At 66.4% G+C, this 18,781-nt stretch carries 20 protein-coding genes and 1 tRNA gene; 6 read left to right on the forward strand and 15 right to left on the reverse strand.

The window, feature by feature from the left end; genetic code table 11:
• The first annotated feature begins 6 nt into the window (after nt 1-6).
• On the forward strand, nt 7-651 hold the full coding sequence (gene maiA, locus LGM56_RS22030) for a maleylacetoacetate isomerase (RefSeq protein ID WP_226206780.1): 645 nt from the start codon (nt 7-9) through the stop codon (nt 649-651).
• Between the two features lie 83 nt (nt 652-734).
• On the opposite strand, the gene ftsY is transcribed toward maiA, so the two are convergent.
• The gene (ftsY, locus tag LGM56_RS22035; protein ID WP_226206781.1) at nt 735-1,889 is read right to left on the reverse strand and encodes a signal recognition particle-docking protein FtsY; all 1,155 of its coding nucleotides are present in this window, start codon (nt 1,887-1,889) and stop codon (nt 735-737) included.
• Between the two features lie 216 nt (nt 1,890-2,105).
• Between ftsY and rsmD the strand changes: the two genes are divergently transcribed.
• The 3 genes from rsmD to LGM56_RS22050 all read left to right on the forward strand — a co-directional run bounded on the left by rsmD (nt 2,106) and on the right by LGM56_RS22050 (nt 3,655).
• A complete protein-coding gene (gene rsmD / locus LGM56_RS22040; protein ID WP_089426360.1) occupies nt 2,106-2,720 on the forward strand; it encodes a 16S rRNA (guanine(966)-N(2))-methyltransferase RsmD in 615 nt (204 codons plus the stop codon).
• Between the two features lie 111 nt (nt 2,721-2,831).
• Nucleotides 2,832-3,329, forward strand: a complete 498-nt coding sequence (coaD, locus tag LGM56_RS22045) for a pantetheine-phosphate adenylyltransferase (RefSeq protein ID WP_039346084.1) — start codon at nt 2,832-2,834, stop codon at nt 3,327-3,329.
• A 59-nt stretch (nt 3,330-3,388) separates the two neighbouring features.
• Entirely contained in the window at nt 3,389-3,655 is a 267-nt protein-coding gene (locus tag LGM56_RS22050) for a YfhL family 4Fe-4S dicluster ferredoxin (RefSeq protein ID WP_069248899.1), read from the forward strand.
• Nucleotides 3,656-3,739: 84 nt separating this feature from the next.
• Here the strand turns inward: LGM56_RS22050 and hisC are convergent, their stop codons facing one another.
• The 8 genes from hisC to LGM56_RS22090 form a co-directional block, all read right to left on the reverse strand.
• Nucleotides 3,740-4,807, reverse strand: coding sequence for a histidinol-phosphate transaminase (hisC, locus tag LGM56_RS22055; protein WP_226206782.1), 1,068 nt, complete (start codon nt 4,805-4,807; stop codon nt 3,740-3,742).
• 114 nt (nt 4,808-4,921) lie between these two features.
• Nucleotides 4,922-5,521, reverse strand: coding sequence for an aminoacyl-tRNA hydrolase (pth, locus tag LGM56_RS22060; RefSeq protein WP_006477776.1), 600 nt, complete (start codon nt 5,519-5,521; stop codon nt 4,922-4,924).
• Between the two features lie 121 nt (nt 5,522-5,642).
• The gene (locus tag LGM56_RS22065) at nt 5,643-6,248 is read right to left on the reverse strand and encodes a 50S ribosomal protein L25/general stress protein Ctc (RefSeq protein WP_085042200.1); all 606 of its coding nucleotides are present in this window, start codon (nt 6,246-6,248) and stop codon (nt 5,643-5,645) included.
• Nucleotides 6,249-6,409: 161 nt separating this feature from the next.
• On the reverse strand, nt 6,410-7,366 hold the full coding sequence (locus LGM56_RS22070; RefSeq protein ID WP_069248896.1) for a ribose-phosphate pyrophosphokinase: 957 nt from the start codon (nt 7,364-7,366) through the stop codon (nt 6,410-6,412).
• Nucleotides 7,367-7,410: 44 nt separating this feature from the next.
• Nucleotides 7,411-7,487, reverse strand: a tRNA-Gln gene (locus LGM56_RS22075).
• 55 nt (nt 7,488-7,542) lie between these two features.
• Nucleotides 7,543-8,424 (reverse strand): 4-(cytidine 5'-diphospho)-2-C-methyl-D-erythritol kinase, encoded by an 882-nt coding sequence (ispE, locus tag LGM56_RS22080; RefSeq protein WP_089495669.1) that lies wholly within the window; start codon nt 8,422-8,424, stop codon nt 7,543-7,545.
• A 25-nt stretch (nt 8,425-8,449) separates the two neighbouring features.
• Nucleotides 8,450-9,070 carry a lipoprotein insertase outer membrane protein LolB gene (lolB, locus tag LGM56_RS22085; protein ID WP_089495668.1) on the reverse strand — a complete coding sequence of 207 codons (621 nt, stop codon included), beginning with the start codon at nt 9,068-9,070 and terminating at the stop codon, nt 8,450-8,452.
• Nucleotides 9,070-10,893, reverse strand: coding sequence for a tetratricopeptide repeat protein (locus LGM56_RS22090; protein WP_226206783.1), 1,824 nt, complete (start codon nt 10,891-10,893; stop codon nt 9,070-9,072). The genes lolB and LGM56_RS22090 overlap by 1 nt, the downstream gene beginning before the upstream one ends.
• Before the next feature lie 86 nt (nt 10,894-10,979).
• On the opposite strand from LGM56_RS22090, the gene mutM reads away from it, so the two are divergent.
• Together mutM and mutY are read left to right on the forward strand one after the other, a co-directional pair.
• Nucleotides 10,980-11,807 (forward strand): bifunctional DNA-formamidopyrimidine glycosylase/DNA-(apurinic or apyrimidinic site) lyase, encoded by an 828-nt coding sequence (gene mutM, locus LGM56_RS22095; protein WP_046544386.1) that lies wholly within the window; start codon nt 10,980-10,982, stop codon nt 11,805-11,807.
• 24 nt (nt 11,808-11,831) lie between these two features.
• Complete coding sequence (mutY, locus tag LGM56_RS22100) at nt 11,832-12,935, forward strand: A/G-specific adenine glycosylase (RefSeq protein ID WP_226206784.1); 1,104 nt, start codon at nt 11,832-11,834, stop codon at nt 12,933-12,935.
• A gap of 215 nt (nt 12,936-13,150) precedes the next feature.
• Here the strand turns inward: mutY and LGM56_RS22105 are convergent, their stop codons facing one another.
• From LGM56_RS22105 to LGM56_RS22130, 6 genes are all read right to left on the reverse strand, one after another.
• Nucleotides 13,151-13,786 carry an LON peptidase substrate-binding domain-containing protein gene (locus tag LGM56_RS22105; RefSeq protein WP_089441042.1) on the reverse strand — a complete coding sequence of 212 codons (636 nt, stop codon included), beginning with the start codon at nt 13,784-13,786 and terminating at the stop codon, nt 13,151-13,153.
• Between the two features lie 27 nt (nt 13,787-13,813).
• Nucleotides 13,814-14,722, reverse strand: coding sequence for an RNase adapter RapZ (rapZ, locus tag LGM56_RS22110; protein WP_089495664.1), 909 nt, complete (start codon nt 14,720-14,722; stop codon nt 13,814-13,816).
• A 75-nt stretch (nt 14,723-14,797) separates the two neighbouring features.
• Nucleotides 14,798-15,766 (reverse strand): HPr(Ser) kinase/phosphatase, encoded by a 969-nt coding sequence (gene hprK / locus LGM56_RS22115; protein ID WP_011353227.1) that lies wholly within the window; start codon nt 15,764-15,766, stop codon nt 14,798-14,800.
• A gap of 129 nt (nt 15,767-15,895) precedes the next feature.
• Nucleotides 15,896-16,435, reverse strand: a complete 540-nt coding sequence (locus LGM56_RS22120) for a PTS sugar transporter subunit IIA (RefSeq protein ID WP_011353226.1) — start codon at nt 16,433-16,435, stop codon at nt 15,896-15,898.
• A 168-nt stretch (nt 16,436-16,603) separates the two neighbouring features.
• A complete protein-coding gene (hpf, locus tag LGM56_RS22125) occupies nt 16,604-16,963 on the reverse strand; it encodes a ribosome hibernation-promoting factor, HPF/YfiA family (RefSeq protein WP_006477786.1) in 360 nt (119 codons plus the stop codon).
• Between the two features lie 159 nt (nt 16,964-17,122).
• A complete protein-coding gene (locus LGM56_RS22130) occupies nt 17,123-18,628 on the reverse strand; it encodes an RNA polymerase factor sigma-54 (RefSeq protein ID WP_226206785.1) in 1,506 nt (501 codons plus the stop codon).
• Between the last annotated feature and the right edge of the window lie 153 nt (nt 18,629-18,781).

Raw genomic sequence — 18,781 nt, forward strand, 5'->3', positions numbered from 1 at the left:
CATCCCATGAAGCTTTACAGCTATTTCCGCAGTTCCGCGTCGTACCGCGTGCGGATCGCCCTGAACCTGAAGCAGCTGCCGTTCGACTATGTCCCCGTGCACATGCTGCGCGACGGCGGCGAGCAACTGAAGGACGCGTACCGCGCGCTGAATCCGGATGCGGTCGTGCCGACGCTGATCGACGGCGACGCGACGCTGCAGCAGTCGCTCGCGATCATCGAATATCTCGAGGAAACTCATCCGGAACCGGCGCTGCTGCCGAAGCAGCCGGTCGATCGCGCGTTTGTACGCGCGGTCGCGCTGCAGATCGCGTGCGAAATCCATCCGCTCAACAACCTGCGCGTGCTGAAGTACCTGAAGCACACGCTGAAGGTGCCCGAGGACGCGAAGAACGCGTGGTACCGGCACTGGATCGAGGCCGGCTTCGAGACGCTCGAGACACGTCTCGCGAGCGATCCGCGCACCGGCAAGCTGTGCTTCGGCGATACGCCGACGCTTGCCGACGTGTGCCTCGTGCCGCAGGTGTTCAACGCGAACCGCTTCTCGATCGACACGACGCGCTATCCGACGATCCAGCGGATCGTCGACCATGCGTCGACGCTCGATGCGTTCAAGGCCGCCGAGCCCGGCGCGCAGCCTGACGCCGAATGAGCGTGGTGCGCCCGGCATGCATGACCGGGCGCGCATGAAAAAGGGCGCCCGAAGGCGCCCTGTGCGATGCGTGCCCGCGGTGTTCAGCCGAGCAGCGCGTCCGCGAATTCGACCGCGCTGAACGGCTGCAGGTCCTCGACCTTCTCGCCGACGCCGATGAAGTAGACCGGCACCGGGCGCTGCCGCGCGATCGCGGCGAGAATCCCGCCCTTCGCGGTGCCGTCGAGCTTCGTGACGATGAGGCCGGTGAGGCCGAGCGCGTCGTCGAATGCCTTCACCTGCGTGAGCGCGTTCTGGCCGGTGTTCGCGTCGATCACCAGCAGCACTTCATGCGGCGCGCCGTCGTGCGCCTTCGAGATCACGCGCTTCACCTTCTTCAGCTCTTCCATCAGGTGGAGCTGCGTCGGCAGGCGGCCGGCCGTGTCGGCCATCATCACGTCGATCTTGCGCGCGCGTGCGGCGCTGACCGCGTCGAAGATCACCGCGGCCGGATCGCCGCTTTCCTGCTGCACGACCGTCACGTTGTTGCGCTCGCCCCAGACCGCCAGTTGTTCGCGCGCGGCCGCGCGGAACGTGTCGCCCGCGGCCAGCAGCACCGACTGGTCGAAGCTCTGCAGATGCTTCGCGAGCTTGCCGATGCTGGTCGTCTTGCCGGCGCCGTTCACGCCGGTGATCATCATCACGAGCGGCTGCGCGCGGCCGAGCATCAGCGATTTCTCGAGCGGCGTCAGCAACTCGACGAGCAGGTCGTGCAGCGCGGATTTCACCTCCTGCGGGTCGGTCAGGCGGCCCGTGCGCACCTTTTCGCGCAGCGCGCCGAGCAGGTACTCGGTCGCGTCGACGCCCGCGTCGGACATCAGCAGCGCGGTCTCGAGCTCCTCGTACAGATCCTCGTCGATCTTCGTATTGACGAACACGCCGGTGATGCTCGAGCCCGTCTTGGCGAGCCCCGTTTTCAGGCGCGCGAGCCACGATTTCTTCGCGGTGGCGTCCTGCAGCGGCGGCGGGACGATTTCGACCGTCTCGACGACTTCGTCGCGGCCGTCGTTGGTCGGCGTGACCGTCATCACGACGGCCGGCGCGGCCGGTTGCGCGGGCGCTTGCGGCACGGCGGCCGCGGGCGGGGCCTCGACCGCGGGCGCATTGGACGGCTCGTCCGTTTGCTGCGCGTCGGCCGATTGCGATTCCGCCGGATCGGGCTCCTGCGTTTTCTTGAATCGTTTGAAGAAGCTGAACATGGTCTGACGTCGGGAAGAGGGCGGGCCGCCGCCAGGGACGGGCACCAGACGGGCCGCTCTGCGTTCGCGCGGGCGCGGCGCACGGCGGCCGAAACCGTGCATTTTATCAGTGCGGCGTGGCGCTCGCGCCAGTGTGCATCGCCGCTGTGGTAACGTGCGCCTGTTTAGCGGCGCGCCCCCGCGCGCGCCCGGTCCCTCCGTCGTCGATATTTCCGTATGTCCCGTTCCTCTCCCGGCCGCCCGGCGGCCCCTTCTGGCCGCGGCAAGCCGCACACGATCCGCATCATCGGCGGTGACTGGAAACGCACGCCGCTCGCGGTGCTCGATCTGGACGGCCTGCGGCCGACCCCCGATCGCGTGCGCGAGACGCTGTTCAACTGGCTTGGCCAGGATCTCGAAGGCCGGCGTTGCCTCGACCTGTTCGCAGGCACCGGTGCGCTCGGTTTCGAGGCGGCGTCGCGCGGCGCGGCGAGCGTCGTGATGGTCGAGCGCCACCCGCGCGCGGCGCAGCAGCTGCGTGCGATCAAGGACAAGCTCGGTGCACGTGCGGTCGAGGTCGCGGAGGCGGACGCGCTGCGGCTCGCGGCCGGGCTCACGCCGGGCGCGTTCGACGTCGTGTTTCTCGATCCGCCGTTCGACGATCTGGCCGCGCTCGAGCGCGCGATTGCGCTGGCGGCGCCGCTCGTCGCGGCGGGCGGCGCGCTGTACGTCGAGACGGGGGCGGAGCTCGATCCGGCCGCGCACGACGCGCTCGCCGGCTGGGAGGTCGTGAAGCACGGCAAGGCCGGTGCGGTTCACTATCATTTGCTGCGGCGCGAAAATGATGAATAATGCGCGTTCCATACGAGGCGGCGCGCCGCAAAGGCGACGCATGCCCATCTCGGCAGCGGCGTGCGCATCGCACCGCTGCCATCCCGTTTGCGTGATGACAGGAGGAGCGACATGGTAGTCGCCGTGTATCCCGGTACGTTCGATCCGCTGACGCGCGGGCACGAAGACCTCGTGCGGCGTGCGTCGAGCATTTTTGATACGCTGGTGGTCGGTGTGGCCGACAGCCGCGCGAAAAAGCCGTTCTTCTCGCTCGAAGAACGTCTGACGATTGCGAACGAGGTGCTCGGCCATTATCCGAACGTGAAGGTGATGAGTTTCACCGGCCTCCTGAAGGATTTCGTCCGCACCAACAATGCGCGCGTGATCGTGCGCGGCCTGCGCGCCGTGTCCGATTTCGAGTATGAGTTCCAGATGGCGGGGATGAACCGCTACCTGCTGCCCGACGTCGAGACGATGTTCATGACGCCGTCCGATCAGTACCAGTTCATCTCGGGGACGATCGTGCGCGAAATCGCGCAGTTGGGCGGCGATGTCAGCAAGTTCGTGTTCCCGTCCGTCGAGAAGTGGCTGACCGAGAAAGTCGCTGCGATCGGAGGCCCTGCCGCGTGATGCGGCGCCGGCCGGTTTCGTTGCGAAGCCGGCCGCCGGCCTGAAGAAGTGAGATCAGTATGGCTTTGATGATTACCGACGAGTGCATCAATTGCGACGTGTGCGAGCCCGAGTGCCCGAACGGTGCGATTTCGATGGGCCCGGACATCTACGTGATCGACCCGAACAAGTGCACCGAGTGCGTCGGCCATTTCGACGAACCGCAGTGCCAGCAGGTGTGTCCGGTCGAATGCATTCCGCGCGATCCGCAGCATGACGAATCGCACGCGCAATTGATGGAGAAGTATCACGCGTTGACCGCCGAAAAGGGCGACGACGCGTCGTGACCCTGCGGTGACGCGCGCGCTCGAGTCCTTCGGCACGACCGTCACGCATCCGGATCGGCGCCGCCCGGCGCCGGTTCTTCCGTTTCAGGCCAGCAGCTCGCGCAACGCCGCGACGAGCGCATCGCATTCGGCGTCGGTGCCGACGGTGATGCGCAGGTGCTGGTCGATCCGCGGCAGCCGGAAGTGCCGCACGAAAATCTCCCGTTCCTTCAGTTTCGCTGCGATCGCGCCCGCGTCGTGCGCAGGATGGCGCGCGAACACGAAATTCGCGGCCGACGGCACGATGTCGAAGCCGAGCGCGTCCAGCGCATGCGTCAGACGCGTCCGGCTGTCGATCACGCGCCGGCAGGTTGCGTTGAAATAGTCGGTGTCTTCATAGGCGGCCTGCGCGGCCACTTGCGCGAGCCGGTCGAGCGGGTACGAGTTGAAGCTGTCCTTCACGCGGTTCAGCGCGTCGATCAGCGCGGCATCGCCGAACGCGAAGCCGACGCGCATGCCCGCAAGCGAGCGCGCCTTCGACGTCGTGTGGACGACGAGCAGGTTCGGGTAGCGGTGGATCAGCGTGATCGCGGACTGCGCGCCGAAGTCGACATACGCTTCGTCGATCACGACGACCGACGACGGATTCGCCGCTGCGATCCGCTCGACGTCAGCGAGCGGCAGCGCGCGCCCGGTCGGTGCGTTCGGGTTCGGAAACAGCACGCCGCCGGCGTCGTCGAGATAGTCGTCGACTCGGATCGAGAAGTCGTCCGCGAGCGGCACGATCGACGTCTGGACGCCGTACAGGCGCGCATAGGTCGGATAGAAGCTGTACGTGATGTCGGGAAAGCGCAGCGGCCGGTCGTGCTTGAGCAGCGCCTGGAACGTGTGCGCGAGCACCTCGTCGGAGCCGTTGCCGACGAACACCTGCTCGGGCTTGATCCGGTGATGGGCCGCGACCGTTTCGCGCAGCGCGCGCGCAACCGGGTCGGGATAGCGGCGCAGCGTGTCGCCGGTCTCGCCGAGTTCGCGCGCGATCGCCGCGACGACGCGCGGCGACGGCGGATAGGGATTCTCGTTGGTGTTCAGCTTGACGGGGTGTGCGAGCGCGGGCTGCTCGCCCGGCACGTAAGGCACGAGTTGCTGAACGATGTCGCTCCAGTAACGGCTCACCGCTTGGCTCCTGTCGGGCAAAGCGACCAGATTACCGCATGTGCGCCGGGGCGGGGCGGGCGGGGCCGGCCGGCGGCGCCGGACGGCTCGATGCACAGGAGCGGTGCGATGCGGTCAGTTGCGATGCAGCTGCATCGTCGCGCGGTCGAGTTCGCCCTTGACGACCATCGGCATCACGGCGAGCGCGCGTTCGATCGACGCGTCGATCACGTCCTGTTCCTCGCGGCGCGGCGGCTTCAGCACGAAGTTCGCGACGTCGGGCTTCGCGCCGGCGCGCGCGCTTTCCGGAATCAGGTCGCGCGGATGGCCGATGCCGATCCGCAGCCGCCAGTACTGCTGCGACGACAGGTGGGCGGTGATGTCCTTCAGGCCGTTGTGGCCGCCGCTGCCGCCGCCGAGCTTAAGCTTCACGGTGCCGGGCGGCAGGTCGAGCTCGTCGTGCGCGACGAGGATCTGGTCGGGCAGGATCTTGAAGAACTGCGCGAGCGCGACGACCGACTGGCCGGAGCGGTTCATGTAGGTTTGCGGCTCGAGCAGGTGGACTTCTTCGCCGTGCAGGCGCGCTTTCGCGTAGAAGCCATGGAAGCGGCGCTCGTCGCGCAGCGTCGTGCCGGCTTCGCGGGCGAGCTGGTCGATCAGCCAGAAGCCGGCGTTGTGGCGCGTCGCGGTGTATTCCGCCCCGGGATTGCCGAGGCCGACGATCAGTTTGATCATGACGTTTCGAAGGCGGCAACGGCCGCCTGGGCGCAGAAAAAGAAAAACCCGCCGGGCAAGCCGCGGCGGGTTGCGTCGACCGTTTCGAGAAACGGATCGATGGGGCGCGTGGGCAGCCCGCTTAGGCAGCCGGCGTTTCGCCTTCTGCTGCGTCCGACACGGCACCCGCCGGGACCGTCGCCGATGCGACAACCGGGTTTTCCGCGTCGATGTGCGCGACCAGCGCGACGCCCTTCGGCAGCGTGATGTCCTTCGCGTGCAGCGATTGACCGGCTTCGATCTTCGACAGGTCGACTTCGAGGAACTCCGGCAGGTCAGCCGGCAGGCACTCGATTTCGATTTCCGTCGCGACGTGCGAAACGATCGCGCTCGACAGCTTCACGGCCGGGCTGATTTCAGCGTTCAGGAAGTGCAGCGGAGCCTTCGTGTGCAGCTTCTTCTTCGCGTCAACGCGTTGGAAGTCCACGTGCAGCACCAGTTGCTTGAACGGGTGGTATTGCACGTCGCGCAGCAGAACCTGTTGCGACTGGCCAGCCACTTCGAGGTCGAGGATCGACGAGTGGAAAGCTTCCTTCTTCAGGGCGTGCCACAGGGCGTTGTGATCGAGTTCGATCTTTTGCGGGGCTGCTTCGCCACCGTAAACGATACCCGTGGTCTTACCAGCGTTGCGCAGGCGGCGGCTCGCACCCGTACCTTGCTCTTGGCGCTCGAAAGCGACGACTTTCATGTGATTCTCCAATAGCTGCCCGCGACCAGGCAGTAAAACGGGGCCGTCAAACTGCGGCCCCCGATGAAACGGACGGGGTTTCGTCTATCCCGTCCGATTGTGCAAAAAGCGAAGCGTTGCCGCTTCGCTTTCTGCGCATGCTTTGTTCAGTCGATTCGCGATCAGGATTCCGCGAACAGCGACATCACCGAGTCGCCGCGGCGGATCCGCGAGAACGTTTCGGCCAGCAGGCTCGCGCTCGTCAGCGAACGGATCTTCGAGCAGCCGAGCGATTCGGCGGACAGCGGGATCGTGTCGGTGACGACCAGCTCGTCGAGCGCCGATGCGGCGATACGATCGGCTGCGCCACCCGATAGCACCGGGTGCGTCGCGTAGGCGAAGACCTGCTTCGCGCCGCGCTCTTTCAGCACTTGCGCGGCCTTGCAGAGCGTGCCTGCCGTATCGACCATGTCGTCCATGATCACGCAGGTGCGGCCTTCGACTTCACCGATGATGTTCATCACTTCGGAGACGTTCGCCTTCGGGCGACGCTTGTCGATGATCGCGAGATCGCAGTTGAGCTGCTTCGCGAGTGCCCGGGCACGCACCACGCCGCCGACGTCCGGCGACACGACGAGCAGATCCGGGTAGTTCTGCTTGCGCAGGTCACCCAGCAGGATCGGCGTTGCGTAGATGTTGTCGACCGGGATGTCGAAGAAGCCTTGAATCTGGTCGGCGTGCAGATCCATCGTGATGATCCGCTCGACGCCGGCGATTTCCAGCATGTTCGCGACGACCTTCGCCGAGATCGCGACGCGCGCCGAACGCGGGCGGCGATCCTGACGGGCGTAACCGAAGTAGGGGATGGCTGCGGTGATCCGGCCGGCGGATGCGCGCTTGAGCGCATCGACCATGATCATCAGCTCCATCAGGTTGTCGTTCGCCGGTGCGCACGTGGATTGCAGGACGAAGACGTCCTTGCCACGCACGTTTTCCTGGATCTCGACCTGGATCTCGCCGTCGGAGAAACGGCTGACCATTGCTTTGCCGAGGGGAATTCCAAGGATATTGACGACTTCCTGGGCGAGCGCGGGATTCGCGTTGCCAGTAAAAACCATCAGGCCGTCATGGCTGCTCATCGTGCACCTGCTTCGGGCTTAGGCGGGAAATGCGGGAAAATTTTTGGCAGGGGAGGAAGGACTCGAACCCTCGCATGCCGGAATCAAAATCCGGTGCCTTGACCAACTTGGCGACTCCCCTACACTTAACTGATAACTTCACCGAACTTGTGTAGGCCGTTCGGCAAAGTAAAACTTCATGACGCGAAAGCGAAGAGCGGATGCTCGTTCAGGCTCTCGGCAACTGCACCGTTCCAGCCGGTGGGCAGCTTGGCTTGCGCCGCTTCTGCCTCATGCTTGCTGCGAAACGCTGCAAACACGCTTGCTCCGGAGCCGGTCATCCTCGCGGGGGTCACATCATACAACCATTTGACCACCTGCGCAACTTCCGCATACTTACTTGTCACAACTCGCTGCATATCGTTCCGACCGAAACTATCTGGCCATCCCGCGTCGCTGCTTTGCTGTGCAAGAAAGTCCGTAATTGTGACGCGCTTCGAATCTCTTGTCAACAACTCATCTGAAAATATTTCAGCGGTTGGGACGTGAACGCGGGGCGTTACAACCAAGAACCAGCGAGTCGGCAATTGTACCTCAGCTAATTCTTCTCCGATACCCTCTGCGAACGCATTTTTTCCAAAAATAAAAAACGGGACATCTGCGCCGAGTTTTACCGCGAGCGACTGGAGTTCGGCGCGCGGCAGGTCGAGTTGCCACAGGCGGTTCAGCGCGAGCAGCGTCGTCGCCGCGTCGGAGCTGCCGCCGCCGAGGCCGGCCCCCATCGGCAGGCACTTGTCGATCTCGATGTCGACACCGTGCGCGGTGCCCGTATGCGCTTTCAGCAGGTTGGCCGCGCGCACGACGAGATCGCTTTCCTCGGGCACGCCGGGCACGTCGGTGACGCGTGCGACGCGGCCGTCGTCGCGGAGCGTGAAGTGCAGCGTGTCGCCCCAGTTCAGCAACTGGAACACGCTCTGCAGATCGTGATAGCCGTTCGGACGGCGGCCGGTGATGTGCAGGAACAGGTTGAGTTTCGCGGGCGCAAGGCAGTTGCGCAGCGAGCGGGTCGAATCGGTCATGCGTATGTCTGGGCTGGGCCAGTGCTCACTGATCGAGCACGAGCTTGATGTCGAGCGGCGGTGTCGCGCGCACGAGGTTGACGCGTTTGACGCCCGTGGCCGGGGCGTCCGCGTAGGCAAGGTAGTCGATCGTCCAGCCGTCCTGGCGGATCTGCTTGACGCGCGTACCGTCGGCCGGATCGCGCACCGTCTGCGCGGGCGTGGCGGGCGCGGCGGTCGGCAGCAGCCAGTAGCGCAGGCCCGCGAGCGGCAGTTCGAAGCCGAGCGTTTTCTGCATCAGGTCGCCGACGTCCGGCGCATATTGCGTCGGACGGTTCGGCAATTCGAGCGATGCCGCCTGCGGCGTCGACTTCACGACCGCGAGCGTCTGGCCGAGCGGGCTGCGCAGCTCGAGCGACACGTCGTCGCCGTGCTCCTGCCAGTCGAAGTTGCCGTACACGTTCTGCGGATTGCCGAGACGGTCGTCGTACCGCACCGCGAAGCGGCCATGGTAAGCGTGCGTTGCGGCGGTCTGCAGCGCCGCGCCGGTCGGCGCGCTGGCCGACGGCGGCGTGCTCGCGCAGCCGGCGAGCACGAGCGCCGTGCCGGCTGCGGCCAGCGTGCGCTGCGCGCGGAAGGACAGGGAAAACGTCGGGAACATCTGCATCAGAGACCGTTGATCTGGAGGCGTTTCAGCGTCTGCACGAGCGTGTCGTTGTCCGGCTCGAGCTTCTGTGCGTCACGCCATGCGGAACGCGCATCGTCCTGCGCGCCGCTCTTCCACAGCACTTCGCCGAGATGCGCGCCGATCTCGGCGTTCGGCTGCAGTTCGTACGCGCGCCGCAGCACCTTCGTCGCGCCGGCCGTATCGCCCATCCGGTACTTCACCCAGCCGAGGCTGTCCATGATGTACGCGTCGTTCGGTGCGAGCGTCATCGCCTTGTCGATCAGCTTGCTGGCTTCGGGGAGCCGCTGGTTGCGATCGGCGAGCGAGTAGCCGAGCGCGTTGTACGCCTGCGGATTGTCGGGCTGCGTGCGGATCAGCTCGCGCAGCTGCTTTTCCATCGTCGTGTAGTGGCCGGTCTTTTCGGCCGCCATCGCGTAGTCGTAGCGCAGGTCGGGATCGTCGGGGAAGTCCTGAACCGCCTGCCCGAGCCGTGCCTCGGCTTCCGGGTAGCGCTTCGCGGTGAACAGGATCGACGCGTCGGTGCGTGCGACCACGGCCGCATCGCGCGGATCCGTGATCGGCAGGTCGTCGAGCACCTTGCGCGCCTCGTCGGTCTTGCCCTGTTTCTGCAGCAGCTGCGCGCGCGTGATCTGCGCGGGCAGGTAGTGCTGGCTCGTCTGGTCGACCTTGTCGAGCCACTGCGACGCTTGCGCGTCGTTGTTCTGGTCGATCGCGATCTGCGCGAGGTAGATGTAGCCCTGGCCGACGTCGAGGTTCGGCTGCTTGTCGCCGAGCTGGACGTACTGCTTCAGGTAGCCGGTCGCTTCGTCGAGCTTCTTCTGCTGGATCTTGATCAGCGCGAGCGCCATCAGCGGCGTCGGATCCTTCGAGTCGAGCTTGCGCATCGTCTCGAACTGCTTCTGCGCGTCGTCGAGGCGATCGTCGGCGAGATAGAGCTGCGACAGCGCGAGCCGCGCATCGCGCGACTTCGGATTCTGCTGAACATACTTCTCGAACGACGCGATGCCCGCCGCGCGTTCCGCCGGCCCCATCTGCGACAGCATCAAAGCCGCCGGCAGGTAGTCGGGGCGGAGCTGCAGCGCCTGCTTCAGCGACTGCGCGGCGCCGTCCTTGTCGTCGACCGCGAGCTGCTGGCGCGCGATCGCGAGCTGCGCTTCGGGCCGGTTCAGGTCGTTCTTCAGCATGTCCTTCAGCACCGCGAGGCCGCCGACGCGGTCGGAGCCGCGCACGAGCAGCGCCTGCAGCGCGAGGATCGCCGGGCCGCGCGTCTCGCCGGTCGCCCGGGCCAGCTCGCGCGCGAGCATCGGCTGTGCGTCGGCCGGCTTGCCGGCGAGCACCAGCAGCGCGGCGTCGACCTGCGATGCGCGATTCGAATCGGGTGCGTACTGGCGCCACAGGTTCGCGGCGGACAGTGCGTCAGCCGGGCTCTGCGCGCCGAGCGCGATCTCGGTCGCACGCTGCGCCATGCGCGGATCGCGCGTGTCGCGGGCGAGCGCGAGGTAGGTCTGGTAGGCCGGTGCGGGCTGGTTACGCTGCAGCGCGACCTCGGCGGCGAGCACCTGGTAGACGATCTGGCTCGTCAGCGGAACGCCGGGGAGATCTTTTTTCTCGTCCGGCATCACATGCTCGAACGCGCCCTGCGACTCCGCGTCGTCCGATGCCGGATCCTGCGCGTGGGCCGGGAAGGCGGTGAGGGTCCAGGCGGCAAACAGCGCGGCGCCGAGTGCACGGCGGACCGGGAAGGCGCGCGCGCCGCGCACGGCGGCGGGACGCTTCTGAAGCAGCTTCGAGGGCAGGGTCATGGAAATCCGTTCGATGTTTCAACCGATTGTAACGCGCTCGCTACAATACACGCACGATCGTGAATCCAGTCTCAGACCCGCAAAACATGCCAGAGTTGCCAGAAGTCGAAGTCACGCGCCGGGGCATCGCGCCCTTTGTCGCGGGCCGCCGCGTCGAGCGTGTCGACGTCCGTACCGAGATGCTGCGCTGGCCCGTGCCGGCCGGGCTCGCCGAGCAGTTGCGCGCGCGCGAGGTGCTCGCCGTCGAGCGTCGCGGCAAGTATCTGCTGTTCGAGGTCGACGCGGGCTGGTTCATCGTCCACCTCGGCATGACGGGCACGCTGCGCGTGCTGCCCGCGGCTGGCGTGCCGGTCGCCGCGAAGCACGACCACATCGACTGGATCTTCGACGAATTCGTGTTGCGGTTCCGCGATCCGCGCCGCTTCGGCGCGGTGCTGTGGCACCCGCGCGAAGCGGGCGACGTGCATGCGCATCCGCTTCTCGCGAGCCTCGGCGTCGAGCCGTTCTCGCCGGCGTTCACCGGCGCGCTGCTGCACGCGCGCACGCGCGGGCGCACCGTGTCGGTCAAGCAGGCGCTGCTCGCGGGCGACATGGTCGTCGGCGTCGGCAACATCTATGCGTCGGAGAGCCTGTTTCGCGCCGGCATCCGGCCGACGACGGCCGCCGGCAAGGTGTCGCTGCCGCGCTACGAGCGGCTGGCCGACGCAGTGCGCGCGACGCTTGCCGACGCGATCGAGCGCGGCGGCAGCACCTTGCGCGATTTCGTCGGCAGCAACGGCGAAAGCGGCTATTTCCAGCTCGACTGCTTCGTCTACGATCGTGCGGGCCAGCCGTGCCGCGTATGCAACACGCCGATCCGCCAGATCGTGCAGGGCCAGCGGTCGACCTATTTCTGCCCGACCTGCCAGCGTTGAAACCTTTTTCCACAATTAGATCACTTGAAGCCGCCCCGCATCGCCCCCGCTCCGTTCCCCGTCACGCCGCTGCATCGCACGTTCGCCACGCGCCTGGTCGCGTGGCAGCGCGAGCATGGCCGCCACGACCTGCCGTGGCAGAACACCCGTGATCCGTACCGGATCTGGCTGTCGGAAATCATGCTGCAGCAGACGCAGGTATCGACCGTCATCCCGTATTACACGCGCTTTCTCGAACGCTACCCCGACGTGGCCGCGCTCGCGGCCGCGCCGACCGACGACGTGATGACGCTCTGGGCGGGGCTCGGCTACTACTCGCGCGCGCGCAACCTGCATCGCTGCGCGCAGGTCGTCGTCGCCGAGCACGGCGGTGCGTTTCCGGCGACGCCCGACGCGCTGGCCGAATTGCCGGGCATCGGCCGTTCGACGGCCGCGGCGATCGCGTCGTTTGCGTACGGCGCGCGCGCGACGATTCTCGACGGCAACGTGAAGCGCGTGCTGGCGCGGGTGTTCGGCGTCGAAGGCTTCCCGGGTGAGAAGCGTGTCGAGAACGACATGTGGGCGCTCGCCGAATCGCTGTTGCCCGACGCCGCGAACGCGGCCGACGTGAGCGCGTATACGCAGGGGCTGATGGATCTCGGCGCGACGCTGTGCGTGCGCGGCAAGCCCGATTGCGCGCGCTGCCCGTTCGCGGGCGACTGCGTCGCGCAATCGACGGGCCGCCAGCGCGAACTGCCGGCCGCGCGGCCGAAGAAGGCCGTGCCGACCCGCAAGACCTGGATGCTCGTGCTGCGCGACGGTGACGCCGTGCTGCTCGAGCGGCGGCCGCCGACCGGCATCTGGGGCGGGCTGTGGAGCCTGCCGCAAGCGGACGGCGACGCCGCGCTCGCGGAACTCGCACGTGGCTTCGGCGGCGGCGGCACGGTGCCGCTCGCGCCGCTTACGCACACGTTCACGCATTTCCGGCTCGAGATCGAGCCGCGGCTGAGCGACATGGCCGCCGGCGGCCTGCCCGCCGGCGCGCGGGACGCGGACACCGCGTGGGTGCCGCTGAGCCGGCTCGACGCGTATGGCGTACCAGCGCCCGTGCGCAAGCTGCTCGATGCGCTGAGCGGGCCGCTGCTGTAACGAAGGGGAAGGGGCGCGGCGCACGCCGCGCTTTCAGGGAAACGTCGGACGCTCGTGGTTTTTCGTGCCGACGGAAGTCGCCTTGGGTGGGCTGGCGGGAAGTGGCTGTCTGGGGCGATTCGGAACACGCCGGCCCGGCTTTTCGCCCGGAAGGAAGCCCCTCGTTGGACGCCCTCTCCCGGATAACTCAGGCAAAGCGACAGGTCCCGCGCTCGCTATAACCAGCCGTGCCGGTCGAGCACGTGGTGCACGGCATCGATGCGCGCGCCGACGTCCGGAAACTCCATCAGCTTTTGCCGCGCGCGCAGGTCGAGCGGCAGCAGTTCCGCGAGACGGTTCGATACCCAGCTCGGATCGTCGAGGCGGAACGGTTCGCCGAACGGCATCTTCTGCGGATCGGATTTCTTCAGCGCGTCGATGATGCGCTCGAGCACCTCGGCGCACGAGCCGAACTGCGCGAGCGCCTGCTCGCCTTCGAGCGGGATGTCGTCCGGCAGCGGCTCCGCGATGCCGACCAGCAGCCCGTTGCCTTCGACGCGATACGACAGCAGCTCGAAACGCTGCGTGCCGACCGCCTGCAGGTACAGCATGCCGAATTCACCGGTATCGCATTCGGTGATGCGCGCCATGCAGCCGATGGTCTCGGGCACCGAGACGGCGCCGTCCTGCGCGACTTCCGGCCCGCTCTTCAGCAGGCACACGCCGAACGGTGCATCGTCGCGCAGGCACGCGCGGGCCATGTCGAGATAGCGCGCCTCGAACACCTTGAGCGGGAGCAGGCCCCCCGGGAAGAGCACCGTGTGCAGCGGAAACAGCGGCAGGTCGATCAGGGTGGTCGATAGGGAGGACATGGCGCGCGGGCGTTGGGGCGGGCGTCGCTAGGGTCGGTCGACCTCGGAGACGAGCCGCGACGACGCGTCGACATCCACTGGCGCGTCACGATGCCGCACGATCACGTTCGCGTCGTGCGCAAGGCGCGCGGCGAGCGTTTCCGCGATGAACACCGACCGATGCTGCCCGCCCGTGCAGCCGATGGCGACGGTCAGGTAGCTGCGGTTGTCATCGCGGAAGTGCGGCAGCCATTTCATCAGGAACGCATGGATGTCGTCGATCATCTGGTGGACGATCGGCAGTGCGTCGAGAAAGGCGATGACCGGCTGGTCGAGCCCGGTGAGCGGGCGCAACTCGTGGTCGTAGTACGGATTCGGCAGCGCGCGCACGTCGAACATCAGATCGGCGTCGAGCGGCACGCCGCGCTTGAAGCCGAACGATTCGAACATCACCATCAGGTCGTTGTTCTTCTGCTCGATGAAGCGCTTGACCCAAGTACGCAGCGCGTTCGCGCGCAGCGTGCTGGTGTCGATCTGGTGGCCGAATTCGGCGAGCGGCGCGACGAGGTGGCGTTCGCGCTCGATCGCTTCCTCGAGCGACGACAGCAGGCCGACGTCCGCATCGTGCGACAGCGAGCCGGACAGCGGATGGCGGCGGCGCGTTTCGGAGAAGCGCTGGATCAGCGCCTGGGTGCTCGCGTTGAGGAACAGCACGCGCACGTCGTGCTCGCGCGACAGGTCGCGGATCAGGCCAGGCATTTCGTCGAGCGACGCGCTCGAGCGCGCGTCGATCGCGACCGCGAGCCGGTGCTGGCCATCCTCGGCGAGGTAGCGGGTGAGTTCGGGGAGCACGTGCGGCGGCAGGTTGTCGACGCAGTAATAGCCTGCGTCTTCGAGCGCGTTCAGCGCGACGGACTTGCCTGAGCCGGAGATGCCGGTGATGAGGACGATGCGCATGGGAAGCAGAGAATCCTGACGTTTCATCATAGCACCGGCTCGACGCGTCGGCGTTGCGCGGCCGGCGCGTGCGGGTTACACCAGTTTGCCGGGGAACTGACTGTCGGGATCTTGCATCGCCAGTCGTTGCCGATCCATGAAATCGCGCAATGTGTCGATTCCGCGCAACTGCAGGATCGTGTTCCGGACGGCCGCCTCGACGAGCACCGCGAGGTTGCGGCCGGCCGCCACCTGGATCGTGACCTTGCTGATCGGCAGGCCGAGCACGTCGACCGTCTGGCTTTCGAGCGGCAGGCGCTGGAATTCGCCGTCGGGGCGCCGCACGAGCTGGACGATCAGCTTCAGCTTCATTTTCCGCCGCACGGCGGTTTCGCCGAAGATCGTCTTGATGTCGAGCAGGCCGAGACCGCGCACTTCGAGCAGGTTCTGCAGCAGCGGCGGGCAGCGCCCTTCGACGAAATCGGGGCCAAGTCGGACGAAATCGACCGCGTCGTCGGCGACGAGGCCGTGGCCGCGGCTGATCAGCTCGAGGCCGAGTTCGCTCTTGCCGAGGCCCGAATCGCCGGTCAGCAGCACGCCCATCCCGAGGATGTCGATGAACACGCCGTGCAGCGTCGCGCGCGGTGCGAGGATGCGCGACATGTAGAGCCGCAGGCTGTCGATCACCGCGGCGGCCGACATGGGCGTGGTGAACAGCGGGGTCGACGAGCGCGTGCAGCGCAGCACGAGTTCGGGCGGGGCCGCGGCCCCGCCGGCGACGACGAGGAACGGCGGTTCGAGCGCGATCAGCTCGGCCATGTGGCGCGAGCGGTCTTCGTCGGTTTGCCGCTGGTAGTAGTCGATTTCGGCTTCGCCGAGCACCTGGATCCGGTTCGGGTGGATCAGGTTCAGGTGGCCGACGAGGTCGGCGCTCGAGGTTGCATTGCCGACGGTGTCGGCCGAAAAACCGCGCTCCCAGCCTTCATGCCCCGTCAGCCAGCTCAGTTTCAGCGTGGCCGCGTTGTCGTCGAAGATGCTCTGGGCGTTGATGCTGGACGTATCCATGACTCTCGTCACTCCAATGGGCCGGTGCGTGCGCGCGGCGACGGACGTCGCCATGCCGGGCCGGCGCCGGGCGGCCCTGAACGGCGGCGTGTGCCGCCGCGTACGGGAAAATATTCCGCCCGGATCAACTCAAGGTTGCCACTGAGTGAGCAGGCGATGCAACTCGGCGATATCCGTTTCGTTGTGCAGACGCTCGCGCGCGTCGCGATCGGACAGCAGTTGCGCGATTTCCGACAGGATCTCGAGGTGCTGCTGGGTGGCTTGCTCGGGCACGAGGAGGAAGATCAGGAGGCCGACCGGCTGGCCGTCGGGGGCTTCGAACGGGATCGCATCGGCGAGCCGGACGAACGCGGCGAGCGGGTGCTTGAGACCCTTGATGCGCCCGTGCGGAATCGCGACGCCTTCGCCGAGCCCGGTCGAGCCGAGTCGCTCGCGCGCGAACAGGTTGTCCGTGACGGTGCTGCGGGCGATGCCGTTCTGATTCTCGAACATCAGCCCGGCTTGTTCGAACACGCGTTTCTTGCTGGTGACTGAGAGGTCGATGACGACGTTCTCTATGGGCAGGATTTTGGCTAGGCGATTCATGTTGGCAGGCGATTGGGCGGCCTGGGGTCTCCTTGCGGCGGCAGACTGATTATCCATGTTCGGCGATATCAAGGCGTTCGGCATCGGCAACCTGCAAGGCAGCTACCGCATCCAGCGCCCCCCGGCGATAACCGGAACATTATAGAGCACAGCCGCGTGCGTGGCGCAGCGCGGAAGGACCGGTTGCACCCCTGCGCGGAGTCGCAAAAAAAACGCCCGGCGAACCGGGCGACGTATGTGTTGCGGTGAAGGTTACTGCGGCGGCAGTTCGATCTGGTCGATCGACGGTTGAAGCTTGATCGGGTCGTGCGCGTGCGTTTGCAGGCGCTCCATGTGCTTGACGACCTGGCGATCCAGCTTGTCGATCAGCAGGTCGATCGCTGCATACAGGTTACCGTTCGCGCTTTCGACGAAGATGTCCTTGCCCTTCAGGTGCAGGTTGATTTCCGCGCGCTGCTGCTTGTCCTTTTCCTTGTGGTTGTCGACCGAGAGGATCACAGTGCCATCGATCACCTGATCGCTATGCCGTAGCACCCGGTCCAGCTTGGTGATCACGTATTCGCGAATTGCAGGCGTGACTTCGAGATGATGTCCACTGATCTTCAGGTTCATAGTGCTTCTCCAAGCGAGTGACCACCCGGCCGCATCGAGGCGGCGCTCCGGTCGACTTGCCCGTGCCGCACGAAGGCGGCGTATCGCGGACAGGTCGCCCGGCCTGTTCCCCGTGTGCGCGGTGGTCGGGACACGCCTGCCGCCGGGCAGGCAGCAGGCTTAAAGAGACTTGCGCAGATTCACTGCCGGGATCTTGAGGGCTTCGCGATACTTCGCAACCGTGCGGCGCGCGACCACGAATCCCTGTTCTGCCAGCAGCTCGGCAATGCGGCTGTCCGAAAGTGGCGATTTAGGGTCTTCAGCTCCTATCAGTTGCTTGATGAGGGCTCGGATGGCTGTCGACGAAGCGGCGCCACCGGTGTCGGTCGAGACGTGAGATCCGAAGAAGTACTTAAATTCAAGCGTCCCGAACGGGGTCAGCATGTACTTCCCGGTTGTCACACGGCTGACAGTCGACTCGTGTAGGCCCAGCGTATCAGCTATTTCCCGCAAAACCAAGGGGCGCATGGCAATTTCACCGTGCGCAAAGAAGTTCTTTTGACGCTCGACAATGGCCTGCGCGACACGCAGGATCGTGTCGAAACGCTGCTGGATATTCTTGATCAGCCAGCGTGCCTCCTGGAGCTGCTGCTTGAGCGAACCGGCCGACGGATCGCCGCGGCTGTTGCGCAGGATGTTCGCGTAAAGGTTGTTGATCCGCAGGCGCGGCACGACCTCCGGATTGAGCTCCGCGAGCCATCCTTGGCCGGCTTTCTTCACGATGATGTCGGGCACGACGTAGTCGGCCTCGGCCTTGCCGTACGCGGCGCCGGGGAACGGCTCCAGCGAGCGGATCAGCGTGTGCGCGTCGCGCAGCGCGTCGTCGCTCGCCTTCAGGTGCTTGCGCAGCCGCGTGAAGTCGCGGGCGGCGAGCAGCTCGAGATGCTGCGACACGATCTCGAGCGCGAGCGTGCGTGTCGGGGACGGATCGAGGCGCAGCAACTGGAGCTTCAGGCATTCGGATGCCGAGCGGGCACCGACCCCGGCCGGATCGAAGCTGTGCAGCAGCGCAAGCGCCGCGTTCAGTTCGTCGCAGTCGATTTCCAGCTCGGGCGGCAGGTCGGCGAGCACTTCATCGAGCGTGGCGGTCAGGTAACCGTCGTCGTCGAGCGATTCGATCAGGAACATCACGAGCGCGCGGTCGCGCGGGCCGGCCTGCGTGACGCGCAATTGCGCGGACAGGTGGTCGCGCAGCGACGTCGCCGCTTCCTGGACCTGCAGCGGCGGGAGGTCGTCGTCGTCGGATGCGCCGCTCGAGCGGCCGTATTCGTCGAGGTTCCACTGCGGGCCGTCGTTGCCGTCGCCGGATGCATAACCGTCGTATTCGTCCGCGCCGGCCGGCTCGTCGCGTTCGGCACGATCGCTCGACGAACTGCTGCCGTTGGTCGCAGTGGGCTCGGTGTTCTGCGCGGGAGGCGTCTGCGCGATCAGCGATCCGTCCGCTGCGACACGCAGCGGGCTCGCGATCCATTCATCCTCGTTCTCGAGCAGCGGGTTCTGCGCGACGGCCATCGCGACTTCCTGCTGCAATTCGAGCGTCGACAACTGCAGGAGCCGGATCGACTGCTGTAGCTGGGGCGTCAGCGCCAGATGTTGCGACAGGCGGAGTTGAAGGCTGGCTTTCATGGCAAGGAGGGAGTCATACCGGCAGTTTGCCACGACCCAGGCGCGTTGAGCCATCCGCGATTACGCGCGGCGCGCCGCCCGGCCGCGGGCATGGCCGCGAAGCGGGGCGCGGCCCCGCGCGGCGACGCCGGGCGGGGTGCAGCCAGCCACGAG

This window comes from Burkholderia sp. AU38729, from assembly GCF_020419725.1.
Lineage (GTDB): Bacteria > Pseudomonadota > Gammaproteobacteria > Burkholderiales > Burkholderiaceae > Burkholderia.